At 40.3% G+C, this 20,006-nt stretch carries 19 protein-coding genes and 15 tRNA genes; 10 read left to right on the plus strand and 24 right to left on the minus strand.

Translation table 11 applies throughout. From position 1 onward, the window contains the following. Nucleotides 1-357 precede the first annotated feature (357 nt). Genes ACFX4H_RS11485 through ACFX4H_RS11495 form a run of 3 tightly spaced genes read left to right on the plus strand, consistent with a single transcriptional unit; the run spans nt 358 to nt 3,287 of the window. Nucleotides 358-1,335 carry a FecCD family ABC transporter permease gene (locus ACFX4H_RS11485; RefSeq protein WP_225989166.1) on the plus strand — a complete coding sequence of 326 codons (978 nt, stop codon included), beginning with the start codon at nt 358-360 and terminating at the stop codon, nt 1,333-1,335. 12 nt (nt 1,336-1,347) lie between these two features. Continuing rightward, a complete protein-coding gene (locus tag ACFX4H_RS11490; protein ID WP_371748484.1) occupies nt 1,348-2,352 on the plus strand; it encodes a FecCD family ABC transporter permease in 1,005 nt (334 codons plus the stop codon). A gap of 20 nt (nt 2,353-2,372) precedes the next feature. Continuing rightward, entirely contained in the window at nt 2,373-3,287 is a 915-nt protein-coding gene (locus ACFX4H_RS11495) for an iron-hydroxamate ABC transporter substrate-binding protein (protein WP_377435267.1), read from the plus strand. A 365-nt stretch (nt 3,288-3,652) separates the two neighbouring features. Here the strand turns inward: ACFX4H_RS11495 and ACFX4H_RS11500 are convergent, their stop codons facing one another. Continuing rightward, nucleotides 3,653-4,792, minus strand: coding sequence for a zinc-dependent alcohol dehydrogenase (locus tag ACFX4H_RS11500; protein WP_098864918.1), 1,140 nt, complete (start codon nt 4,790-4,792; stop codon nt 3,653-3,655). A gap of 158 nt (nt 4,793-4,950) precedes the next feature. Next, the gene (locus ACFX4H_RS11505) at nt 4,951-5,880 is read right to left on the minus strand and encodes a glycerophosphodiester phosphodiesterase (protein ID WP_377435269.1); all 930 of its coding nucleotides are present in this window, start codon (nt 5,878-5,880) and stop codon (nt 4,951-4,953) included. A gap of 956 nt (nt 5,881-6,836) precedes the next feature. Between ACFX4H_RS11505 and ACFX4H_RS11510 the strand changes: the two genes are divergently transcribed. Beyond that, complete coding sequence (locus ACFX4H_RS11510) at nt 6,837-7,712, plus strand: ATP-binding protein (protein ID WP_377435270.1); 876 nt, start codon at nt 6,837-6,839, stop codon at nt 7,710-7,712. A gap of 61 nt (nt 7,713-7,773) precedes the next feature. Here ACFX4H_RS11510 and ACFX4H_RS11515 read toward each other — a convergent pair whose 3' ends face one another. Together ACFX4H_RS11515 and ACFX4H_RS11520 are read right to left on the minus strand one after the other, a co-directional pair. Beyond that, nucleotides 7,774-8,607 (minus strand): ABC transporter permease, encoded by an 834-nt coding sequence (locus tag ACFX4H_RS11515; protein ID WP_052137178.1) that lies wholly within the window; start codon nt 8,605-8,607, stop codon nt 7,774-7,776. Nucleotides 8,608-8,629: 22 nt separating this feature from the next. Then, the gene (locus ACFX4H_RS11520) at nt 8,630-9,397 is read right to left on the minus strand and encodes an ABC transporter ATP-binding protein (protein WP_063577319.1); all 768 of its coding nucleotides are present in this window, start codon (nt 9,395-9,397) and stop codon (nt 8,630-8,632) included. A gap of 382 nt (nt 9,398-9,779) precedes the next feature. Here ACFX4H_RS11520 and ACFX4H_RS11525 point away from each other — a divergent pair, with 382 nt between their 5' ends. Both ACFX4H_RS11525 and ACFX4H_RS11530 read left to right on the plus strand, forming a co-directional pair. Continuing rightward, complete coding sequence (locus tag ACFX4H_RS11525; protein ID WP_377435272.1) at nt 9,780-10,769, plus strand: ABC transporter substrate-binding protein; 990 nt, start codon at nt 9,780-9,782, stop codon at nt 10,767-10,769. 29 nt (nt 10,770-10,798) lie between these two features. Then, nucleotides 10,799-11,692 (plus strand): TauD/TfdA dioxygenase family protein, encoded by an 894-nt coding sequence (locus ACFX4H_RS11530; RefSeq protein ID WP_034305307.1) that lies wholly within the window; start codon nt 10,799-10,801, stop codon nt 11,690-11,692. 151 nt (nt 11,693-11,843) lie between these two features. On the opposite strand, the gene ACFX4H_RS11535 is transcribed toward ACFX4H_RS11530, so the two are convergent. The 4 genes from ACFX4H_RS11535 to ACFX4H_RS11550 all read right to left on the minus strand — a co-directional run bounded on the left by ACFX4H_RS11535 (nt 11,844) and on the right by ACFX4H_RS11550 (nt 14,777). Beyond that, a complete protein-coding gene (locus ACFX4H_RS11535; protein ID WP_241637779.1) occupies nt 11,844-12,431 on the minus strand; it encodes a DUF6241 domain-containing protein in 588 nt (195 codons plus the stop codon). Between the two features lie 375 nt (nt 12,432-12,806). Then, on the minus strand, nt 12,807-13,391 hold the full coding sequence (gene clpP / locus ACFX4H_RS11540; RefSeq protein WP_034305312.1) for an ATP-dependent Clp endopeptidase proteolytic subunit ClpP: 585 nt from the start codon (nt 13,389-13,391) through the stop codon (nt 12,807-12,809). 30 nt (nt 13,392-13,421) lie between these two features. Continuing rightward, a complete protein-coding gene (locus tag ACFX4H_RS11545) occupies nt 13,422-14,129 on the minus strand; it encodes a sigma factor (protein ID WP_249598516.1) in 708 nt (235 codons plus the stop codon). A gap of 321 nt (nt 14,130-14,450) precedes the next feature. Continuing rightward, on the minus strand, nt 14,451-14,777 hold the full coding sequence (locus ACFX4H_RS11550; protein WP_377435275.1) for a hypothetical protein: 327 nt from the start codon (nt 14,775-14,777) through the stop codon (nt 14,451-14,453). A gap of 359 nt (nt 14,778-15,136) precedes the next feature. On the opposite strand from ACFX4H_RS11550, the gene ACFX4H_RS11555 reads away from it, so the two are divergent. Next, nucleotides 15,137-15,658, plus strand: coding sequence for a tyrosine-type recombinase/integrase (locus tag ACFX4H_RS11555; RefSeq protein WP_052137229.1), 522 nt, complete (start codon nt 15,137-15,139; stop codon nt 15,656-15,658). Next, entirely contained in the window at nt 15,645-15,839 is a 195-nt protein-coding gene (locus tag ACFX4H_RS11560; RefSeq protein ID WP_053533812.1) for a hypothetical protein, read from the plus strand. The genes ACFX4H_RS11555 and ACFX4H_RS11560 overlap by 14 nt, the downstream gene beginning before the upstream one ends. A gap of 128 nt (nt 15,840-15,967) precedes the next feature. On the opposite strand, the gene glsA is transcribed toward ACFX4H_RS11560, so the two are convergent. After that, nucleotides 15,968-16,909, minus strand: a complete 942-nt coding sequence (gene glsA, locus ACFX4H_RS11565) for a glutaminase A (RefSeq protein ID WP_034306442.1) — start codon at nt 16,907-16,909, stop codon at nt 15,968-15,970. Between the two features lie 454 nt (nt 16,910-17,363). On the opposite strand from glsA, the gene ACFX4H_RS11570 reads away from it, so the two are divergent. Both ACFX4H_RS11570 and ACFX4H_RS11575 read left to right on the plus strand, forming a co-directional pair. After that, nucleotides 17,364-17,570, plus strand: a complete 207-nt coding sequence (locus tag ACFX4H_RS11570; RefSeq protein ID WP_249598514.1) for a hypothetical protein — start codon at nt 17,364-17,366, stop codon at nt 17,568-17,570. Between the two features lie 405 nt (nt 17,571-17,975). Continuing rightward, complete coding sequence (locus ACFX4H_RS11575; RefSeq protein WP_034305321.1) at nt 17,976-18,266, plus strand: hypothetical protein; 291 nt, start codon at nt 17,976-17,978, stop codon at nt 18,264-18,266. Nucleotides 18,267-18,592: 326 nt separating this feature from the next. On the opposite strand, the gene ACFX4H_RS11580 is transcribed toward ACFX4H_RS11575, so the two are convergent. The 15 genes from ACFX4H_RS11580 to ACFX4H_RS11650 form a co-directional block, all read right to left on the minus strand. After that, nucleotides 18,593-18,673: transfer RNA gene (locus tag ACFX4H_RS11580), tRNA-Leu, on the minus strand. Nucleotides 18,674-18,681: 8 nt separating this feature from the next. Beyond that, nucleotides 18,682-18,755, minus strand: a tRNA-Cys gene (locus ACFX4H_RS11585). Between the two features lie 9 nt (nt 18,756-18,764). Further along, nucleotides 18,765-18,839, minus strand: a tRNA-Gly gene (locus tag ACFX4H_RS11590). 3 nt (nt 18,840-18,842) lie between these two features. Next, nucleotides 18,843-18,917, minus strand: a tRNA-Gln gene (locus ACFX4H_RS11595). A gap of 35 nt (nt 18,918-18,952) precedes the next feature. Next, nucleotides 18,953-19,028 (minus strand) — tRNA-His (locus tag ACFX4H_RS11600). Nucleotides 19,029-19,045: 17 nt separating this feature from the next. Further along, nucleotides 19,046-19,119: transfer RNA gene (locus tag ACFX4H_RS11605), tRNA-Trp, on the minus strand. 10 nt (nt 19,120-19,129) lie between these two features. Continuing rightward, nucleotides 19,130-19,213 (minus strand) — tRNA-Tyr (locus tag ACFX4H_RS11610). 16 nt (nt 19,214-19,229) lie between these two features. Then, nucleotides 19,230-19,305 (minus strand) — tRNA-Thr (locus ACFX4H_RS11615). Between the two features lie 7 nt (nt 19,306-19,312). After that, nucleotides 19,313-19,388 (minus strand) — tRNA-Phe (locus ACFX4H_RS11620). A 12-nt stretch (nt 19,389-19,400) separates the two neighbouring features. Then, nucleotides 19,401-19,476, minus strand: a tRNA-Asp gene (locus ACFX4H_RS11625). Between the two features lie 5 nt (nt 19,477-19,481). Next, a tRNA-Met gene (locus ACFX4H_RS11630) sits at nt 19,482-19,555 on the minus strand. A 104-nt stretch (nt 19,556-19,659) separates the two neighbouring features. After that, nucleotides 19,660-19,735: transfer RNA gene (locus ACFX4H_RS11635), tRNA-Val, on the minus strand. Nucleotides 19,736-19,750: 15 nt separating this feature from the next. Next, nucleotides 19,751-19,825 (minus strand) — tRNA-Glu (locus tag ACFX4H_RS11640). 9 nt (nt 19,826-19,834) lie between these two features. After that, a tRNA-Ser gene (locus ACFX4H_RS11645) sits at nt 19,835-19,926 on the minus strand. Between the two features lie 5 nt (nt 19,927-19,931). Then, nucleotides 19,932-20,006, minus strand: a tRNA-Asn gene (locus ACFX4H_RS11650).

A 20,006-nucleotide genomic window follows, 5' to 3' on the forward strand; every position in this document is an offset into this window, starting at 1 on the left:
AACCCTTATTCAAGATCACTTGGCAACGTGTCTTTTTAAAACATCAACTCACTTTTCCCCTTATCATAATAATAGATTTTGAATGTTTCATCCGCTTATTTTTGTACTTCTGATCATCTACAAATCTTCAATTCTTCCATGGGATTCTACTGTCTTTAGAAGCGCTATGGAAACATATATCAATCATTCAATATTTTAATATATTGAAAAATAGTTTGATTTCAACAAAGAGTAAAGTTATACTCATCCTGAAAATGATTATCAATTTCATTTATTGAAAAGTAAAGGATGAACTAACGAATGTTACATACTCTCTCGCTAAAGGAATTTAAAAATCGTTCAAATGTTTTTCTGTTAATGTGTTTATTCATCCTGGTGATTCTTGGATTGGTGGTGTCCATGTTTTTGGCTGTAACATTTGGGGCAAAAGAGGTTACCTTCAATACCGTGTGGTCAGCGGTTTTTAATTATAACCCCACACTGACACAGCAACAGATTATCCACGAACTACGGCTCCCACGGGTTATTGGCGCAGCATTAGTCGGAGCAGCTTTTGCAGTTGCAGGTGCATTAATGCAAGGAGTAACCCACAATCCCTTAGCTGATGCAGGAATACTTGGAATTAACGCAGGGTCAATGTTTGTGGTAGCCCTTAGTTTTGCTTTCTTTCCAAACATTCCATATTCTCTTTTGATGCTTTTTTCATTTATTGGAGCTGTATTGAGTACATTATGCATTTTTGTTATTGGATCATCTGTGCCAGGAGGATTAACACCCATTCGATTAACAATCTCAGGTGCAGTGATAGCAGCTCTCTTACATTCACTTAGTTCAGGAGTGGCTATTTATTATGATTTGAGTCAAGATTTAGCATTTTGGTATGCGGGAGGTGTTGCGGGGATAAAGTGGAATCATTTGAAAGTATTAGTTCCTATCATTCTTATCGCTATTTTTTGGGCAATATCGTTAGGGCGGTCTGTGTCACTTATTTCCATGGGCAACGATATTTCCACCAATCTTGGTGTGAATACGAATCGTATCAGAATACTCGGAATGATAATAGCGGTTATTCTGGCAGGAGTTTCTGTTTCGGCCGTTGGTTCAATAGGTTTTGTTGGACTTGTAATCCCACATATTTCACGAAAATTGGTTGGAGGATATTATCAGCTCATCATCCCAATGTCAGCATTACTGGGTTCGATACTGTTAATACTGGCTGATCTGGGAGCACGTACGTTGAACCCACCTAGAGAGCTGGCTATTGGTATAATGGTAGCCCTTGTCGGTGTTCCTTTTTTTCTCTATATTGCTCGTAAAGTAGGGAGGAACTTATAGGTGAAATACCTTATGAATGCAGACAACAAGAGGGCATATACAGTTACCATGGTATTTATTTTAATGAGTATAGTTGCAGTACTGATAAGCTTGAATACCGGTACATTGCGGATTTCACCTTTAAAAGTAATCCAAACGCTTTTTGGTTACGGTGATTTTAAAAGTTCTACTGTACTGTTTGATTACCGTATGCCGCGAATCTTGATTACCATGTTGGCGGGAGTTGGATTAGGAATTTCTGGTGCAATCTTACAAGGTTTATCACGTAACCCTTTGGCAGATCCAGGAATTTTAGGCTTACATGCAGGTGCGTCCTTTGGTCTCATTATCTTTGTTACATATTTTCATTCATTAGATGAAAAAGCATCAATTCTTATACCGTTATTTACCTTTTCAGGCGGAGTCTTAACTGCTTTTCTTATTGTTTTACTTGCCTTTGATCGTTACAAAGGCATACCGCCCATTCGACTTATTCTCGTTGGAATTGCGATTTCTGCTGGTTTTAGTGCTATTACACTTTTTCTGTCTCTTCGTCTTGATGAAGAAACCTACTCATTTGCTTCAAGATGGTTAGTTGGAAATGTATGGGGAAGAGATTGGATTCATGTTATTGCCCTTTTTCCGTGGATCCTTATTTTAGCACCTTATGCTTGGTTCCAATCCAACACATTAAATGCCTTATCCCTTGGTGATGACGTAGCAGCCGGACTTGGTGCTTCCGTTCAAAAACAGCGTTTGCTGATGCTAGTAACTGCTGTTGGTTTGTCCTGTGCAAGTGTAGCGATGGCCGGTGGTATTGGATTTATTGGTCTCGTCGCCCCTCATCTTGCCCGTCGGCTTGTTGGCCCAATGTACCAACATTTCCTTCCTGTTGCAGGACTTATAGGCCTCATTATTTTGGTGCTTGCGGATACCATTGGTCGGTCCATATTTCAGCCAAATGCTATTCCAGCTGGTATAGTGGTCGCTGCTATAGGGGCTCCGTATTTTCTTTATTTGCTCACAAAAACAAAATAAATTTTCAATAAGGGGAAAAAATGAACAAGAAACTTACTATTTTATATGGCATTATGTTAATTCTTATTTTGTCGGCTTGCGGACAAACTTCTTCAAATGATGGTAAATCAGCACAAAAAAATAAACCTGGGAGCGAAGAACCTAGAATCGCTTCACTTTCCATTCACCTAACAAATGATTTGCTTGCATTAGGTATAACTCCAGTTGGTTCTGTTATTGGTGGAGAATTAAAGGATTTTCTGCCTCATGTGAAGGATCAATTAAAAGATACGGAAAAGCTTGGACCTGTGAAAGATCCAGATATGGAAGCGTTGATTGAACTAAGCCCTTCTGTGATTTATCTTGATAAGGAATTTTCAGGACAAGATGTATCAAAATATGAAAAAATCGCACCGACTCATGTATTTAATCTTGATGAAGGAACATGGAGAGATCATTTAAAGTCCGTAGGTAAACTTGTCGATCGTCAACGGCAAGCAGAAAAGTTCATTTCAGATTATGAAAAACAAACAAAAGAAGTGAAAGATTTAATTGAAAATAAACTTGGTGAAGGCAGTAAAGTTATGGCAATGCGCGTTACGGCGAAGGAATTACGAGTATTTAGTACTAAACGACCAATGGGACCTATCTTATTTCAGGATTTAGGTTTTAAACCTGCTAATGGTGTTGAAGACATTGATAAAAATCTGCCTTACGAAGTCATATCTCTAGAAGTTCTTCCAGATTTCGATGCAGATGCTATATTTGTCATTGTCAACGGTGACGATGAGTCTCAGACAGCTTTTAAGCAGTTAGAAGATACACCCATTTGGAAAGGGTTGAAAGCAGTTAAAGGAAAACATGTTTACGTAGTTCCGGACCAGCCATGGCTTGACTATTCAGCACTAGGAAATAAAATGGCCTTGGACAATGCAAAAGAAATCTTTTCAAAATAATTGATTGAGTTATTATTGTTGGTCTATTTTTATAGTATCTTTTAAGCATTTGAGTTACCATAAAATTCATTATTAAGGTTAACACCTATGGGATTATCTAGCCCGGTCTCAATCGATTCAAAAAAGGAAGAATCAGCCTTACTTGAATATAGAGTAATTATGCATGGAAAAAGGCTCTTATTAGTTAAGAGCCTTTTTGAAGTTTATAGGTATATTAATTCTATCCATTCATTTAATATTTTAGTTATCATCATTGACGGTTATTGGGGGAAGAGCAAAGAACAAGAACAAGGAAAATAAGACAGCTAACTGTGAATATTTTTCATTTCAAACGTGAACTGCCTTATTGTAAGTATGCCATCACATTATGGCTTTAGCACCACTTTAATGCATTCATCTTCGTGATCATTAAAGATTTGATAAGCTTCACTCGCTTTTTCGAGAGGGACTTTATGGGATATGATTTCCGTGGGGTCGAACTTTCCAGCCGTGATTTCATCAAAAAGCTTTGGCATGTAGTGAATGACCGGTGCTTGTCCCATTTTCAGGTTAATGTTCCGCTCAAATATATTGCCTAATGGGAACATATTATATTTCGAACCGTATACGCCAGTCAGTTGGATCGTGCCGAATTTACGTACGGCGTTAAGGGCAATCTCGATCGCACTTAACGTTCCACCCTGAAGTTTCAGCTTTTGCTCAATCGCCTCTATCGTCGATTTCTTCCCATCCATTCCCACACAATCTATGACTACATCGGCCCCGCCTGAAGTGATTTCCTTAATGTAGCTGCCCATATCGTTATATTCATCGAAGTTATACGCCTCTACCTTATTCATCCGTTTAGCCTTATTGAGTCTATAAGGTAGATTGTCGATGGCAATGACCCTTTTTGCTCCTTTCATCCAAGCGAACTTCTGAGCCATCAAGCCAATCGGTCCACAGCCCAATATCGCTACCGTATCATCTTTATTGACGCCGGCGTTCTCTACACTCCAATATGCGGTTGGCAGCACATCGGACATGAACAAAAGCGACTCATCTTCTAGTTCACATGACTCTGGGATGACAAACGGCATGAAGTTTCCATATGGTACCCTTAAATATTCTGCCTGCCCGCCTGGATAGTTCCCATATCGTTCCGTAAAACCAAAGTACCCGCCTGTATCCACCGCTTCATTAGGGTTGGAATTATCACATTGACTCTCCATATCATGTTCACAATAATAACAGTGCCCGCAAGAAATGTTGAAAGGCAGGACAACCCTGTCCCCTTTTTTCACCTTTGTCACTTCCGGACCCACTTCTTCGACGATGCCCATCGGTTCATGGCCAATGACATAATCTTTATGCGTCGGCAAAGCCCCCTGATATATATGGAGGTCGGACCCGCATATAGCTGTTGAAGTCACTCGGACGATAATATCATCCTTTTCCTGAAGTTTCGGATCTTCAACCTGTTTTACCTGTATATCTTTTGCTCCTTGAAAAGTTACAGCCTTCATAATCAACCTCCTAAAATTTTCTTGATTTATTTTATATACCCGTCCGAAAGACTACTAAGCCTATGGACATCTAATTTCCGCAAGAATTAATCGCCCATTATGCTACACCTGGATGACAAAAAAAAGCCCCGGAAACCGGAACTCACATTTGAAACCATTTATTTAGTAACTTTATTTCCATTATCTTTGTGCTTATACTCACTTAGTACCTCGTTGAACACATCGGGATAATTCGTAAACAGCCCCGTTGCACCCCACTCAAGCGCCTTTTTCATATCGGCTCTTTCATTTACTGTATATGGATGGAATTGGAGGTCATGGTTTCGAACCATCTTCACATATTGTCCGTCAACTTTACTGAAGTTCGGGCCAACGCCAACTGCATATTCCTTTATGGATTCCAATTCTTCATCGGAAATGGTTGCTTGGTTCTTGTAAGAAAAAAGTTGCACAAGAGGTAACCTTGGATTCAAGTCATGAACCTTCATAAGGCTTTCTTGACTGAACGATTGTATTAATACATTCTTTGTACGGCCCTTCGAATCCACCATTTTATATTCTTCGAGAACCTGCAGAAGTTCTTCTTCCATCCCTGGATACACATCAGGGGACTTTGTTTCGATATAGTAATTGGCCTTCTTTCCAAACTTCTTAAAGACTTCTTCAAGAGTAGGGACCTTTAACCCTTCATATCCCTCTTTTGCCAATTGTGGATATTTTTCATTGAACCAAGTACCGGCGTCCAGTTTCTTGATTTCTGCCAGCGTTAAATCCTTCACAAGCCCAGTACCATTCGTTGTACGATCCACTTTTTCATCATGCATTGCTACCAATCTACCATCCTTGGTCATTTGAAGATCGATTTCTATGTAGTCGCCTTTCATTTGTTCTCCCATTTGATAAGCGGGAATGGTATGTTCAGGTGCATAACCAGAAGCTCCCCTATGTGCGACATTCACAATTTTTTTCTCATGAATAGATGAATTGGAATGACTTCCATTTGCAGCGGAGGCCCCCATTGAAGTAGCCTGCAATATAAAGGCCGCACTCATCATACAAAAACCGAATTTCTTTAGATTCGTTTTCATTTCCCTCTCTCCCTCCTATTATTACCATTATTTTAAAAGGGGAATGTGAATCTACAGCGAATATAATGTAAAGAAATAATATAGTAGTTAAAATGGTTAAAATAACCTATCAAAAGCAGGGCATTCATGCAGTTCGTTCTACCCAACCAAAAAGTTGAATGAAAACTTTATTGTTTGATTAATGGTAAGAAGCCTCCTAAAAGCCTCTTTTTCTAAAAAAATATAAAATGTTTCTTGGCATGTACATATTGAAATGGTAGAAAAAAACGATCGTCCAAATGATTATAACTAAATATTTCCAAACCCTCCGCATTTCTTAACTCCTTACTCCGCTTTATGCAAGTCATGCTTCTTATTCAAACAATTTAAGTCTTCCATGCCTATAATAAAACCAAACTTATAGGCGCTAAATTCCAGATATTAGATAGGATGTACCAATGTTGACACACCTTTGTGGCCCGGACAGGATGTTTTCCTTAAATCCTTTACCTTTCCAAAATATAGATATAAAGGTTATCGATGACAAAATCTATCTTTTTCTGATTTACAAAAAACTAGTATCATATTACTATTAAGCAAACAGAATATTAATACTAAGGGGAATTATGTTAAAAAATTATCAATATTATCAAAACAAACACCGATTTATACTGAAGGCTTTCATGGCAATGATATCCTTTTTACTATTAGTTGGGATTTCTGTATCACCTATAAGTTGGAAAGATAATCCCTACGAGATGACATTACAGGTCATTTTAATATCGGGGATGATAATTTCTCTGTTATTTTTCTTAAAAACAGAAGTCAATTTTTATAAAACCCTATTCATTTTTTTAATTACTGTTTATTTTTATAGCAAATTTTGGATATTCCCGGATACTGCCATCATGCTGGCCTTATTTGCTATAGCACCCTTGTTTCCCATTTTTCTCTTTGATAAGATCGGGTTTTATATTGTGGCCACTTTAAATATCATATTAGGTCCCGCTTCCATCTTGATCATTTCAAAAACGGATCTTCAACACACTTATGAATATGTCGCTTTGGATAGTTTCGGCAACACGCTTAATTTCATCGCTATACAAATCATATTGGTATTCGTATTCATAGGAACCAATAATAGGATGGAATCCAATAATGCATTTCATAAAGAAATACAGCAGGCCAAGCAATTGAACTCAGTCGGACAGCTAGCTGCCACCATTGCACATGAGATACGTAATCCGATTACAGTCGTTAAAGGGTTTGCCCAGCTATTAGATCAAGAGAAGGAACTGAATGAAACGGAAAAATTTTATGTACAGACCATGCTTACGGAACTTGAATATACACAAGTAATTATCAATGACTATTTGTCTTTAGCTAAACCGCAAACGGATAATGTACAGGTCATTCCTTTAAATGATGAAATCCAAAAGATTTCCGACCTATTGACCAGTTTTGCCAATAATCGCAACATCGGCTTTCTTCTCGATTTCCGTGACGACCTGCACATTAACATAAATCCCATCGAGCTTAAACAGATACTGGTCAATATCATGAAAAATGGAATTGAGTCAATGAACAAACCCGGATTCATCAAGGTGGAAACAGAGCAGGAACGCACTATGGCAAAAATACGAATAACGGATACAGGAATAGGTTTATCAAAAGAGCAGCTTGAAATACTCGGCACCCCATTTTACTCGCTTAAAGATAGGGGAACCGGTATCGGTCTGACCGTTTGTTATTCCATCGTTCAAAAATACAAAGGGAAAATCGTGGTACAGAGCGAAGTGAACAAAGGAACATCGTTCACCATTTATTTGCCCTTATATAAAGAAATAGATTAAACATACATACCTAATAAGAAAAAGGATGACCACCCATCACCGGGCGGTCATCCTTTTTCAATTAGGCTTTAAAGCTATCTTGCCATTTCAGCAAATGATTTTCTAAAAGGCGGACAAACGAGTCTGAGATTTTACCAGCGAGGGCAAATATGATGATGCCTACGAATACGACGTCCGTTTGCATGAATGAACGGGCATCCTGGATCATGAAGCCCACCCCTCTATCCGCACCAAGCAATTCAGCGACGACCAGGCACATCCAAGCCGCACTTAAGGCTAAACGGATACCAAGTAATATGTTAGGCAATGCTGCCGGGATCATGAGCTTCGTTATTTGTTCCCGACGGCTAAACTCCAAGATTAGGGCAACATCGTAGAGTTTTTTATCCACATTCCGAAGACCCAAAAAAGTTTGTAGATATAGAGGAAAAAAAGCACCTAAAGCAATAAGCAGCACTTTTGATAGTTCACCAAACCCGAACCACATAATGAATAAAGGCGTGATCGCGAGTAAAGGAACCGTTCGTAACATTTGAATGCTTGGGTTAAGATACTCTTCAGATTTTTTTTGCATCCCAACGATGACTCCAAACAATAAGCCTAAAAACCCACCTAAGGCAAAGCCAAGAAAAGCCCGCGTTAAACTGATCTGTAAATGCATGCCCATTTCCCCCGACTGGACGAGATCAATGAACGTCATGACGATCAATAAAGGGGATGAGAACAATTGGGCAGGCAGGATGCCAACCGAACCTAATGCTTGCCATGCAATCAACACGACAACGGGAAGGACCGAACCCCGCAATGCCGATTTGGCAAGTTTGGATTGTTTTGTCGTTTCCCTTATGACAAGATGCTTGTTTTGTGCAACGGTCTGTGTAGACATAATTTTCATCCTTCCTTTTTCAAAAATTCAATTAAATGCTCCAATCTTCCACCTCTGCTGGATGATGTTCAAGTTGGGTTAATATGACGGACCTGAATTCCTGGAACGCTTTGCTTGTTCGGGTTCTTGGGTATGGCAAATCAATCGGAACGATAGCTTTAATCCGTCCAGGCTTTGCATCCATGACGACCACCTTCCTCGATAAAAAGATGGATTCATCAATATCATGGGTGACTAGCACCATCGTTGTCTTATTCCTCTCCCATATTTCCAGTAAAGCCTCTTGAAGATGCGTTCGCGTGAATGCATCCAATGCACCGAATGGCTCATCCAGCAATAAAACTTCAGGATTTCGCAATAAGGCCCTGGCAATGGCAACACGCTGCGACATTCCTCCGGATAATTGGCGTGGATACGCCTTCTCAAAACCTTTTAGTTTAACAAGTGATATCAAATCATCCACCCTTTTTCGAATGTCCGGTTTCTTTAATGGAAGGTTACCTGCAATATTCTTCTCCACGTTTAGCCATGGAAATAATCGGTGCTCCTGAAAAATGAAACCACGGTCTTTAGATGGGGCGCTAACCTTAAGATCCCCTGCCATGATCGTGCCATCAAAGTCTGAATCAAGTCCTGCGATCAACTTTAATAATGTGCTTTTCCCGCAGCCGCTCGGACCAATGATGGTTACGAACTCACCATTGTTGACCGTCAGATTTAAATGATCCAAAACATGGACACTTTCATTCTCATTCTTAAATGTTTTGCTTACTTGATTAATTTCTAATGTCGCAACCAATCCCCTCACCCTTTCTCAAATAAAAAAAATAGAGATCCAGCAATAAGGCACAAATTGTCCCTTTGCTGAATCTCTAGTTAACTAGTCGATTCAATATTTCATTTTATATTAACTTATCGATTATTTATAATCAACACCTAATACCAATTTATTTTATCGGATTAATCGTAAAAAAATAATTGACAGATAATTCTAACAGCTGTTAAGATGCATTCATACACAAATCCGCTTCACACTGGAGCCAATTAAATAAAGGTCATGTGAATCAACTGGACTACCGGAGATTCAATGAAGAGTAACCAAGCAAACTCTTCGTTGAATCTCTTTTTTGTCATTAGTCTGGCTATCCAGATGTGTATAGCTGTATAAAAGGAGGGAATTCATGAAGGAATATCGTAAACATCTAACCGCAGTACTACTTGCCATCATTAGCATCGCTGTATTGGCAGGCTGTAATTCCGATGCCGGCAAAGCTTCCGGGAAAAGTGATTCACTGAAAGTTCATATTGCCTTAAATGGCAAGATGGGACCATTGGTCATTGCAAAGGAAAAGGGATTGTTCAACGAAGAGTTTTCTAAACTGGATGCCCAAATCGAATGGAGTCAATTCCAGAGTGGTCCCCCGCTTTTGGAATCCCTCGCTTCCAATCGGGTTGACCTGTCTTTTTTAGGGGATGGTGCACTGATTGCCGGCATTGATAAGAATCTGCCATTCGAAGTGATTGCACAAACAGGACGGGGTGAGTCATCTGTCCGGATCCTGGCTCAAGCAGAAGGTAACATAAAGAAGATTGAAGACTTAAAAGGAAAAACGGTCGGTGTTGCCTCGGGGACAACGGGTCATGTGTATTTAATCAAGGCATTGAAAGCCCATGGCTTAACGACTGATGACATTAAACTCATCAATTTGCAACCAGATGATGCTCAAGCGGCTTTTGAAACCAAAAAATTGGACGCCTGGGCGATATGGAACCCTTATTACCTTAATAATATTGAAAAAGGGAATGCTGTCGCACTTAAAGTAAAAGGAAAAATATTAGCTCCTGGTGCAATCATTGCACGTAAGGGCTTTGCCGAAGAGCATCCTGAAATTGTCGAGGCCTATTTAAAGGTTTATAAAAAGGCAGCCGACTGGCAAATTGAAAATCCAGATGAAGCATCTGAAATTTATTCCAAAGAAACTAAATTGCCAGTCGGTACGGTCAAGACAATAATAACGGCCGAAGAACCAAATATCTTCTTTACCGAAGATGCCATCAAAGCACAACAAGAATCCATCGATACTTTAGCTGGTGCGGGTTATATCAAGAAATCATTTAATTTTAAAAATCACATCAACAATGAATACATTGAGAAAGCCTTTAAAAAATAAAAAACTAACCTTACAGGAGGAGATTGATTATGACGGAAACTAAAACACAACAATTGAAAGTGGTACCGGTAGCAGGAAGGATTGGAGCGGAAATTCAAGGAGTGCAATTAAGCGGAGACTTGGATTTAACTATTTTCAATGAAATCAAACAAGCGTTAAACGATCATAAAGTCATATTCTTCAAAGGTCAAAATCATTTGGACGATGCCAGCCAAGAAGCATTTGCCAAACTATTGGGTGAACCTTATGCACATCCTACAGTACCGGTCAAAGACAATACTAATTATATTTTCGAGCTTGACTCCGAACGCGGTGCTAAAGCAAACCATTGGCACACTGATGTCACTTTCGTTCCAGAGGTTCCTAAATACTCTGTTTTAAGAGGGGTGACCATCCCTGATGTCGGCGGAGATACAGTTTGGGCCAATACGAATGAAGCATATGAGGACCTGCCGGATGGATTGAAGAAATTAGCGGACGGTCTATGGGCTATCCATACAAATGAATATGATTATGCTCAATTTAAACCAGCCGAAAACATTGATGATGAGGTTAAAAAGAAGTATCGTGATATATTCGAATCGACCATTTATAAAACAAGGCACCCAGTCGTCCACGTACACGCCGAAACCGGAAAAAGGCATTTGTTATTAGGTGGCTTTGCTGGTAGAGTGGAAGGCTATACAACAAGTGAATCCGAAAGATTATTAAGCATCTTCGATTCATACGTCACGCGCTTAGAAAATACCGTGCGTTGGCAATGGAGTGAAGGCGACGTGGCCATTTGGGATAACCTAGCCACGCAGCATTACGCTATTGCCGATTACGGGAACCAGCACCGCGTCGTTCGCAGGGTCACTGTAGGAAAAGACGTTCCCGTAAACAAGGAGAACGAGTCCAGCAGACTAATTATTAAGAAATAAAACTCCTGTATCGAAGGTAAGCTTCCATTACTTGACTGCCCCATAAGCGAATGAAAACATTCAAACGGCCTTATTGCAGGAAGTTTGAGTGTTTTCTTTATTGAGTAGGACTAGCCAACTCGCCCTTTGGCATTTTCAGTACTTTGTCCCCTCATTTAAAATTAACTTCAATGAATTCAGCCTCTTCTGCCCGACTTAATGTTCCATGGGCTTTTCCAACGGTGCCTGCTTTGTCTTCCCAAAAGAAGTTATGGTCCTGAACGATCGTGCTAAAATCAAAATCTCGCCACCGGGCAGCGATGGACAGCAATCTATCTCTATGCTGAAAATCACTTGAATCCACTATTTTATAAACTTCTTCTATAATCTTAGGGGACATCGGTATAGCTCCCCATTTATCTTGCGAGCGAACCTTTTGATGAGTCATTTTATGCATGACGTCCATGACTTCCGTTTCGGTTGAGCCTTCATCAAGTCCCGTTTCAAATTCAATCCCATCATATATCGCCGTTTTCGCTTCAAGTTCCGCAGCTTTAGCTTTCGCTTCCCTTTTGGCTTCGATTTTTTCATCTTCTCTTTCTCTTTCAATTTGTTCTTTGGCTTCCCTGGCCTCCATTACGAGTTGAGCTTTTTCGTACTCATTGGAGTTCTCCATGATTTTAAAGGAAGCAACCCCCACCCCGAATAATGCAACAGCAGAGATTCCACTAATAAGTAAAACCTTTTGCGGTTTCTTCATAAAAACTTCCTCCAAGATTGATAATGTCAGATACTATTTATTTTAACATATTAAATGGATGGACCATCCAGAAAAGGAAGACATCCAACCCAGATATCGATAATTACCCAACATACCATTCCATTTTTTCAAGAAGATTCATTCGTCACTCATTGCATACTTGGTGACATATATAATGTAGCAACAGTAGACAAAGACAAATTGATAATACCGGGTGCCGGGCATTGTGAAGCGGAGTTAGTGGATTTGGATTAGTATTGGAACAAGGTAGGGGGGGGTGGATAAATATATGGAGTAATGTAAAAAGGTAAAAGAAACTGCCAATCTAACAGCAGTTTCTTTTCGTTTTCGTACAGCTGGCGTCATTTATCGGAATTAATTATCCTGAACGATTATTTCATCGATTATACCGTAATCCTTCGCCTCATTAGCACTTAAGAAGTAATCGCGATCTGTGTCCTTTGCCACCTTTTCGATAGGCTGACCGGTCCTTTCGGAGATGATTTGATTGATATGATCCTTTAGCTTCAAAATCCTTCGGGCAGAAATTTCGATTTCCGTTGCTTGCCCCCTCGCCCCACCAAGCGGTTGATGAAGCATGATTTCACTATTTGGCAAAGCGCACCTTTTCCCTTTCGTACCCGCCAATAATAGCATGGCACCGAATGATGCGGCCATCCCCGTACATACAGTCCGGATATCAGGCTTAATATATTGCATCGTATCATAAATGGCGAAACCGGCACTGGTCGATCCCCCCGGACTGTTTATGAAGATGGTAATTTCTTTATCAGGTGCATCTGCTGCCAAGAATAACAATTGGGCAACCACACTATTGGCTAAATGATCGGTGATTTCTTCCCCAATCATGATGATACGGTCTTTTAGAAGTCTGGAATAAATATCGTACGAGCGCTCACCCTTGCTGGATTGCTCAATTACATATGGAATGGTGGTCATATCTCTTCTTCCTCCTAACAATAATATTGGCTATGCAGCCATTGAGAGTGTGTTTGAAGGAGTGAAGCTTGATTTGGAAAGATTCGAACGATTCATCAGTTTAGGAATCATCGACTCACTGTTCAGGGATTTGAAAGATGGGATGCTTCTAATGAGGATATCAGGATTTTGGGCTTTTAAAGCCTGTGTCATCAGGGACATGAGCCGCTGCTCCTCCTCATCCTGCCAATTTTCCACGCAAGACAACCTACGATCTTCCACGTCATTCTCAAAACGCTTCTTCACACGGTTCAAGATTGCCTTTACAGCCGTTTCCGTGGTGTTCAAGTAATCTGAGATTTCTTTTGACCGGTAGAGGAACCCTTCCTTTAATATGAACACTACCGCTTGTTTCGGGGTAAGGGATTTTATTATATATTCAACCGTTTCAAAGACATTTCCCCCAACTGCCCCCGGTTGTTCGGTATCCAACAGATCGTCTAAAGATTCTTTTTTCCTTTTTCGTATCGTATCAATCCAGGAATGTCGGGCTATCGTCTTCAATAAAGCAGTGGTAATCACCGTTTTTTTCCCATAGCCCTGCATTGCCTTCAATATCGTTTCCTGAGCCAAATCATCCCCATCCCAATTATTTTGGGTCAGAAATCGGCAAAACCGAATCAATTCAGGATAAACTTCACGCAAAATTGTACCGTTATCCTTTTCTTCAGAAATATCTTCCCTCAATTTATTTATCATTTTTCTCACTCCTTCAACACCCTCTATCCTCTAAACGTTTCAGAAAGAGAAAAAGATATGGGGGTGAAAAATTTTCCTTCATGCTTCATTATATTCTATTCCATTTTTTCCATTGGATTTCCTTTCATACTAAAAACCTGTTTGGTTAAGATCCAAACAGGCTAACCCCCGCTGTGTACCCGGTTCATCACCAATCATTTCAGTGTAGACCATTACTCCCGTGCATTCCGCTTCATTCCAATAAGCCAGCCAGACGCTTGGATGTAACGTACCTGATGTCCATGGTGTGAATCCTGAATTCGATCCATAGGAACTCTGCTTCTATTCTAAGTGTTCAATGCATTCGACCGTGTATTCGCTAGGTTCCATTTCGTTTACTTCCATACCAAACCAACTGGAGGAGCGACTCTCATTAGCGCTATCTTTACAATAGTTCACCATAGAACCTGCTGGCTTTTCTTCAGACTCTTGATCGCTCATCTCTTCAAAATTCACCGACCGCTCGTTATGACGCTCGCTGTCTGAACTTCCATTATCCAGGTCTGCGAACATGAACATGCAGTAAAAAACCAAAACCATAATTGCCATGGTAATCAACCTTGACATTATAGGGTGTAATTTTTTCAATATAGCCAAAACTCTCTTCATGGTGGTTTCCCCAATCCTGCTAAAGCATATTACTTTCAGAATGAATTAATTCATCTATTAAATATCCATCAATAACACTAGTTTAGAAAAATATTACTATTTTCATTATATCAAGTTCCAGAAGTTTTTTATTGCCATTATTCAATAAACAACTAAAAATACTCCGAACCCTATAAAATGGACAGTCTAAAAAATATCAATATACCCCTCAAATTGACTTCCCTCCTTTTTCAGTGTTACTCTTAAAAGTATACATTCAAAATACTGATTCCATTGGCGTGAAATAAGGGTGATCACTTTTGCCAAAAGAACATTTAATAGACGTTCAACCAATCAGATCTTCGGAAAAATTAGATGATATGAAATGGTCATTGAAAAGACATTGCAGCGAGAGAGACTACATATTATTCTTGTTAGGCATCAATACCGGCTTACGGGTGACTGATCTATTATCGCTGAAGATAAAGGACATTGAAGGCAAGATGGAGGTCATCATCAAGGAAGGGAAAACAAAAAAGCCAAGAATGATACAGCTCAATACTATATGTAATGAATTGGCCGCCTATATAGCCACCATTGATGGTGAATGGCTATTCCCCTCACGCAAGGGCGATAAGCCAATAAGTAAGATACAAGCTTACAGACAGCTTAATAAAGCGGCTGACATGGTGGACATCGAGGGCGTCGGTACACATACCATGCGGAAAACATTCGGGTATTGGCACTATAAACGAAGTAAGAACCTCGCTGAGTTACAAATGATCCTTAACCATTCACACCCTGTAATTACACTTAAGTACATTGGGGTTGCTGATGAAGGAACAGAGGGCAGCTTATATGACTTTACACTATGGGAGGACGGAAGAAATGTCACTGACTGAATACAATGCAAAATATGAATCTATCATTCGCAGCAATATTTCCGACAGGCAAAAGGCATTGAAGTTAGCTGATCTAATGACCGATATGGAAGGCCAGCTAAAAAATGAAATCGGGGAACATCGAAATAAAGAGGTAAATGCTTTATATAAAAAAGTATCCCTTTTCTCCAACTTGTTATGAAACAGTCCTAAGACCTTGCCCTTATGTGCAGAGGTCTTTTTTTTGCCTTGAAGGTAAATGATTTGTTTCCTTAAGGCTTTACACTGAACTCAATTAACATCCGACTGACTCGGTACTGGTTTCCATGTTTACAAATTAAACATACTTAAGGAATACTTTTTCGCCATCATTTCCAAGATTTTTATCCCGGCAACGCTGTTCCCCTTCTCATCCAGCGCTGCACCATAAATTCCAATCCCGCATTTTCCGGGGACGGCCCCCATGATTCCCCCTGACACACCGCTTTTAGCCGGTATGCCAACATTAATGGCAAATTCACCTGATGCGTTATACATGCCACAGGTAACCATGAATGTCTTGCAAATACGGGCAATGTCCCCTGGGATGATTTGCTTTCCCGTCAGCAAATCTTTCCCATTCATGGCCAGCACACAGCCTATCCTCGCTAAATCCTGACTGTCCATTTCAATCGCACACTGCTTAGAATACAATTCGATTAAATCCTCCACATCCTCATTTATTACTTGATGCTGTTTTAAAAAATAACTTAACGACCTATTCAAGTCTGCTGTATTATATTCTGACCGGGCAACATCTTCATTAAAGCCGATATTCGGATTTTGCGTCAACTCCCGGATAAAATGTAAAATACGTTCAAATCGCTCGGTTACACTGGCACCCTCGATCATGTGGGTCACAGTCAATGCTCCTGCATTGATCATGGGGTTTAACGGCTTGGATGGCTTGTTTGTCTCTAGCTTGGCAATCGAATTAAAAGGATCCCCAGTGGGTTCTTTTCCTACATAGGAAAAAACATGATCCTCCCCTTTTTCCATTAATACAAGAGCAAGTGTCAAAACTTTTGATATGCTTTGCAGGGTCATTTTACCTCTTACATCACCCGCACAATATCCTTTCCCGTCAGGATAGTAAATAGCAACAGACAAATCCTCAGGATTCGCCTTTTCAAGAGCCGGTATATAGTCTGCCACTGTTCCGTTACTCGTATATTTTTTTGCCTCATCAACCAGTTGCTGTAATTCTTGATTGGACCTGCATTGACATCCCATATTGTTCACAATTTTCCGCCCCTTAGAAAATTTGTTTTGTGAAGTGTTCTTAGATAGTGTTTTTTTATTTATTGCCATATTCCATTGATATTATTTAAAAAACTGCGAAACGGCTACTTTCCTGGTCTTGGATTTCTTATATAATAATTCTTTAAACAAATTTTTAAATGCTCCTCCATTTATTATTTACTGAATTTAATTCACCCTTTATAAGGTCTTCCTATACCTCCCTCCTGTTAAAAAGAATAAAGAAAAACAACAACAACATATATAACAAAGGTCAAGCTGTAAGACAGGTGGGCTAACGCCTTGTAAATAAACAGGGGCAACCTTCTCTGTTCTTTAAAGATTTAATTGAAAAAAGAAGGAATTAGAAGCGATCAGACGGAAATATAGAACATACGAATATTATCTTTTATATGTATTTCACACTTGATGGAAAGTAGGAAAAGTCATGGGAAAATCAAAAAGTTTACAAGAAATCTATAACGCCAACCGTCCAGAAAATAATGAACTTTTCCGAGCGATACAACAGCAGCTACAACTGAAATATCCAGACAAACGAATGACAACCACGAGAACCATGCAAATAATTGTGGCTGATAGTGTTTCATCTGGAGAACTGCGTAATGTGGAAGCTCGCCTTCTTTACAGTTTATAAGGATCTGTTGTTTCATAAGCCCTTTAAAATTTTCGAGCACAGAAACGATCCCATCATTGAAAGAATTTCTAAAAAAAATGGCCCATTTGTTGAATAAAGTAAATGGATGAAGTATATAATCCAACTGGTTATAGTCGAACCTGAGACATAACGATCAAGCTTGAATCAACATGTTACACATATTTTGGTTCACTTCGTAAACAAACTTCATTCTTTCGTGTGCTTCGGTGCATGATTTTTACCTTTGGAAAGTCTTGGATATTTTTATTACTCAATTTCAATATATACCTACTTTCAACTAATGAGTAAAAATGCTCAAAAGATAAAGATTGACAACATTTTTAGAGTGACTCATACTAGTAATGACTCGGGTGACAGAATATTATGAATAGTGGAGGGGTAATTATGAATAAGATTTTCGTTCCTAACGCAATCGCCACTTTAACAAGGCTTTTCTACAGTTCGACTACAACGAATGAGTATTTAGCGATGAGAACCGCTCAATTCTACATTGAAGACCTGAAGTTACTGCAAGACGTGGAGGCTGTTGCCTTGGCGATCGAAAATCAAAATGCTTTCGCATTAATGTCTAAATTCAAATTATTTGATTATAAGGCTGCTGAAAAAATTGAAATCGCACTCTCCGCTTCTGGCTATACCGAAGCAGACTTGAATGCTATGAATATTGAATTCTAAATCATTTATCAAAGTTAACGAAACGAATGGCAGAGTTAACACTCTTTGACCATTCGTTTTTTTTTAAAAATCGTAGTATCAAACGTGCTCCTTAATGGAGAATTCATGTATCGTTTTGCGGCTTCAATAGGCGTCTGTCACAGTGTATCACATGATATCCTAATACCCTTAATCACTCCCATGATGTTTGTTTGCTCCTTCGTTTCACTTTTCCTTCATTCTTGAGTGATGGAAAATTATTTGATCTTGTAGTGTCATGAACACAAAAAAGCTTCACACAATTAAGTGTGAAGCTTTTTGTAATAGCAATCCTTCGCTATTGGTGATACCGGTGGCCGGGGTCGAACCGGCACTCCAGAGGAACACGATTTTGAGTCGTGCGCGTCTGCCAATTCCGCCACACCGGCATGTATGTTGGAGGCGGCAACCGGAATCGAACCGGTGGTAAAGGTTTTGCAGACCTCTGCCTTACCGCTTGGCTATGCCGCCAACGTTTTTTGGAGCGAAAGACGGGATTCGAACCCGCGACCCCAACCTTGGCAAGGTTGTATTCTACCACTGAACTACTTTCGCATATGGCTGGGCTAGAAGGGATCGAACCTTCGCATGACGGAATCAAAATCCGTTGCCTTACCGCTTGGCTATAGCCCATTAACGTTGTAATCATTATATCATATTTTTTAAAATGGGGCGACTGATGGGAATCGAACCCACGAATGCCTGAACCACAATCAGGTGCGTTAACCACTTCGCCACAATCGCCATTATAGGATTTAAATTGGCAGGGGTAGTAGGACTCGAACCCACACTGGAGGTTTTGGAGACCTCTGTTCTACCTTTAAACTATACCCCTGTAATAAAAATGGTGGAGGGGGGCAGATTCGAACTGCCGAACCCGAAGGAGCGGATTTACAGTCCGCCGCGTTTAGCCACTTCGCTACCCCTCCGCATATGGATGAAACATGGTGCCGGCAAGAGGACTTGAACCCCCAACCTACTGATTACAAGTCAGTTGCTCTACCAGTTGAGCTACACCGGCACTACTATGGTGGCTCAGGACGGAATCGAACCGCCGACACAAGGATTTTCAGTCCTTTGCTCTACCGACTGAGCTACTGAGCCAAACAATAAAAATGGCGGTCCCGACGGGAATCGAACCCGCGATCTCCTGCGTGACAGGCAGGCATGTTAACCGCTACACCACGGGACCATAGATTGCGGGGACAGGATTTGAACCTGCGACCTTCGGGTTATGAGCCCGACGAGCTACCGGACTGCTCCACCCCGCGACGGTAATAATGTTGCTATTATAACATCAAGTTTTCGTGTTAAGCGTTTCAATGGGCTGAATAATCAATCCTTTATGCAGAAACAACCTGATCTTATTGAAAAATGGTGGAGGATGACGGGATCGAACCGCCGACCCTCTGCTTGTAAGGCAGATGCTCTCCCAGCTGAGCTAATCCTCCAATATGTTGTCTAAATGGTGACCCGTACGGGATTCGAACCCGTGTTACCGCCGTGAAAGGGCGGTGTCTTAACCGCTTGACCAACGGGCCAGGTATAAATGGCGGAGAGCAAGGGATTTGAACCCTTGAGACAGGGTTACCCGTCTACACGATTTCCAATCGTGCTCCTTCGGCCACTCGGACAGCTCTCCAATAATGGCTCCGCAGGTAGGACTCGAACCTACGACCGTTCGGTTAACAGCCGAATGCTCTACCACTGAGCTACTGCGGA

Origin of the sequence: Peribacillus sp. YIM B13477, from assembly GCF_042787955.1 — a bacterium.
Classification (GTDB): domain Bacteria; phylum Bacillota; class Bacilli; order Bacillales; family DSM-1321; genus Peribacillus; species Peribacillus frigoritolerans.

What these genes read in the sequence shown, in the direction of transcription:
- ACFX4H_RS11570 (WP_249598514.1), top strand. Translation starts at nt 17,364, where the DNA reads ATGGGAAAATCAAAAAGTTTACAAGAAATCTATAACGCCAACCGTCCA.
- ACFX4H_RS11500 (WP_098864918.1), bottom strand. Translation starts at nt 4,792, where the DNA reads ATGAAGGCTGTAACTTTTCAAGGAGCAAAAGATATACAGGTAAAACAG.
- ACFX4H_RS11560 (WP_053533812.1), top strand. Translation starts at nt 15,645, where the DNA reads ATGTCACTGACTGAATACAATGCAAAATATGAATCTATCATTCGCAGC.
- ACFX4H_RS11535 (WP_241637779.1), bottom strand. Translation starts at nt 12,431, where the DNA reads ATGAAGAAACCGCAAAAGGTTTTACTTATTAGTGGAATCTCTGCTGTT.
- ACFX4H_RS11575 (WP_034305321.1), top strand. Translation starts at nt 17,976, where the DNA reads ATGAATAAGATTTTCGTTCCTAACGCAATCGCCACTTTAACAAGGCTT.
- ACFX4H_RS11545 (WP_249598516.1), bottom strand. Translation starts at nt 14,129, where the DNA reads ATGATAAATAAATTGAGGGAAGATATTTCTGAAGAAAAGGATAACGGT.
- clpP (WP_034305312.1), bottom strand. Translation starts at nt 13,391, where the DNA reads ATGACCACCATTCCATATGTAATTGAGCAATCCAGCAAGGGTGAGCGC.
- ACFX4H_RS11555 (WP_052137229.1), top strand. Translation starts at nt 15,137, where the DNA reads ATGAAATGGTCATTGAAAAGACATTGCAGCGAGAGAGACTACATATTA.
- ACFX4H_RS11505 (WP_377435269.1), bottom strand. Translation starts at nt 5,880, where the DNA reads ATGAAAACGAATCTAAAGAAATTCGGTTTTTGTATGATGAGTGCGGCC.
- ACFX4H_RS11530 (WP_034305307.1), top strand. Translation starts at nt 10,799, where the DNA reads ATGACGGAAACTAAAACACAACAATTGAAAGTGGTACCGGTAGCAGGA.
- ACFX4H_RS11485 (WP_225989166.1), top strand. Translation starts at nt 358, where the DNA reads ATGTGTTTATTCATCCTGGTGATTCTTGGATTGGTGGTGTCCATGTTT.
- glsA (WP_034306442.1), bottom strand. Translation starts at nt 16,909, where the DNA reads ATGGGATGTCAATGCAGGTCCAATCAAGAATTACAGCAACTGGTTGAT.
- ACFX4H_RS11495 (WP_377435267.1), top strand. Translation starts at nt 2,373, where the DNA reads ATGAACAAGAAACTTACTATTTTATATGGCATTATGTTAATTCTTATT.
- ACFX4H_RS11490 (WP_371748484.1), top strand. Translation starts at nt 1,348, where the DNA reads ATGAATGCAGACAACAAGAGGGCATATACAGTTACCATGGTATTTATT.
- ACFX4H_RS11525 (WP_377435272.1), top strand. Translation starts at nt 9,780, where the DNA reads ATGAAGGAATATCGTAAACATCTAACCGCAGTACTACTTGCCATCATT.
- ACFX4H_RS11515 (WP_052137178.1), bottom strand. Translation starts at nt 8,607, where the DNA reads ATGAAAATTATGTCTACACAGACCGTTGCACAAAACAAGCATCTTGTC.
- ACFX4H_RS11550 (WP_377435275.1), bottom strand. Translation starts at nt 14,777, where the DNA reads ATGAAGAGAGTTTTGGCTATATTGAAAAAATTACACCCTATAATGTCA.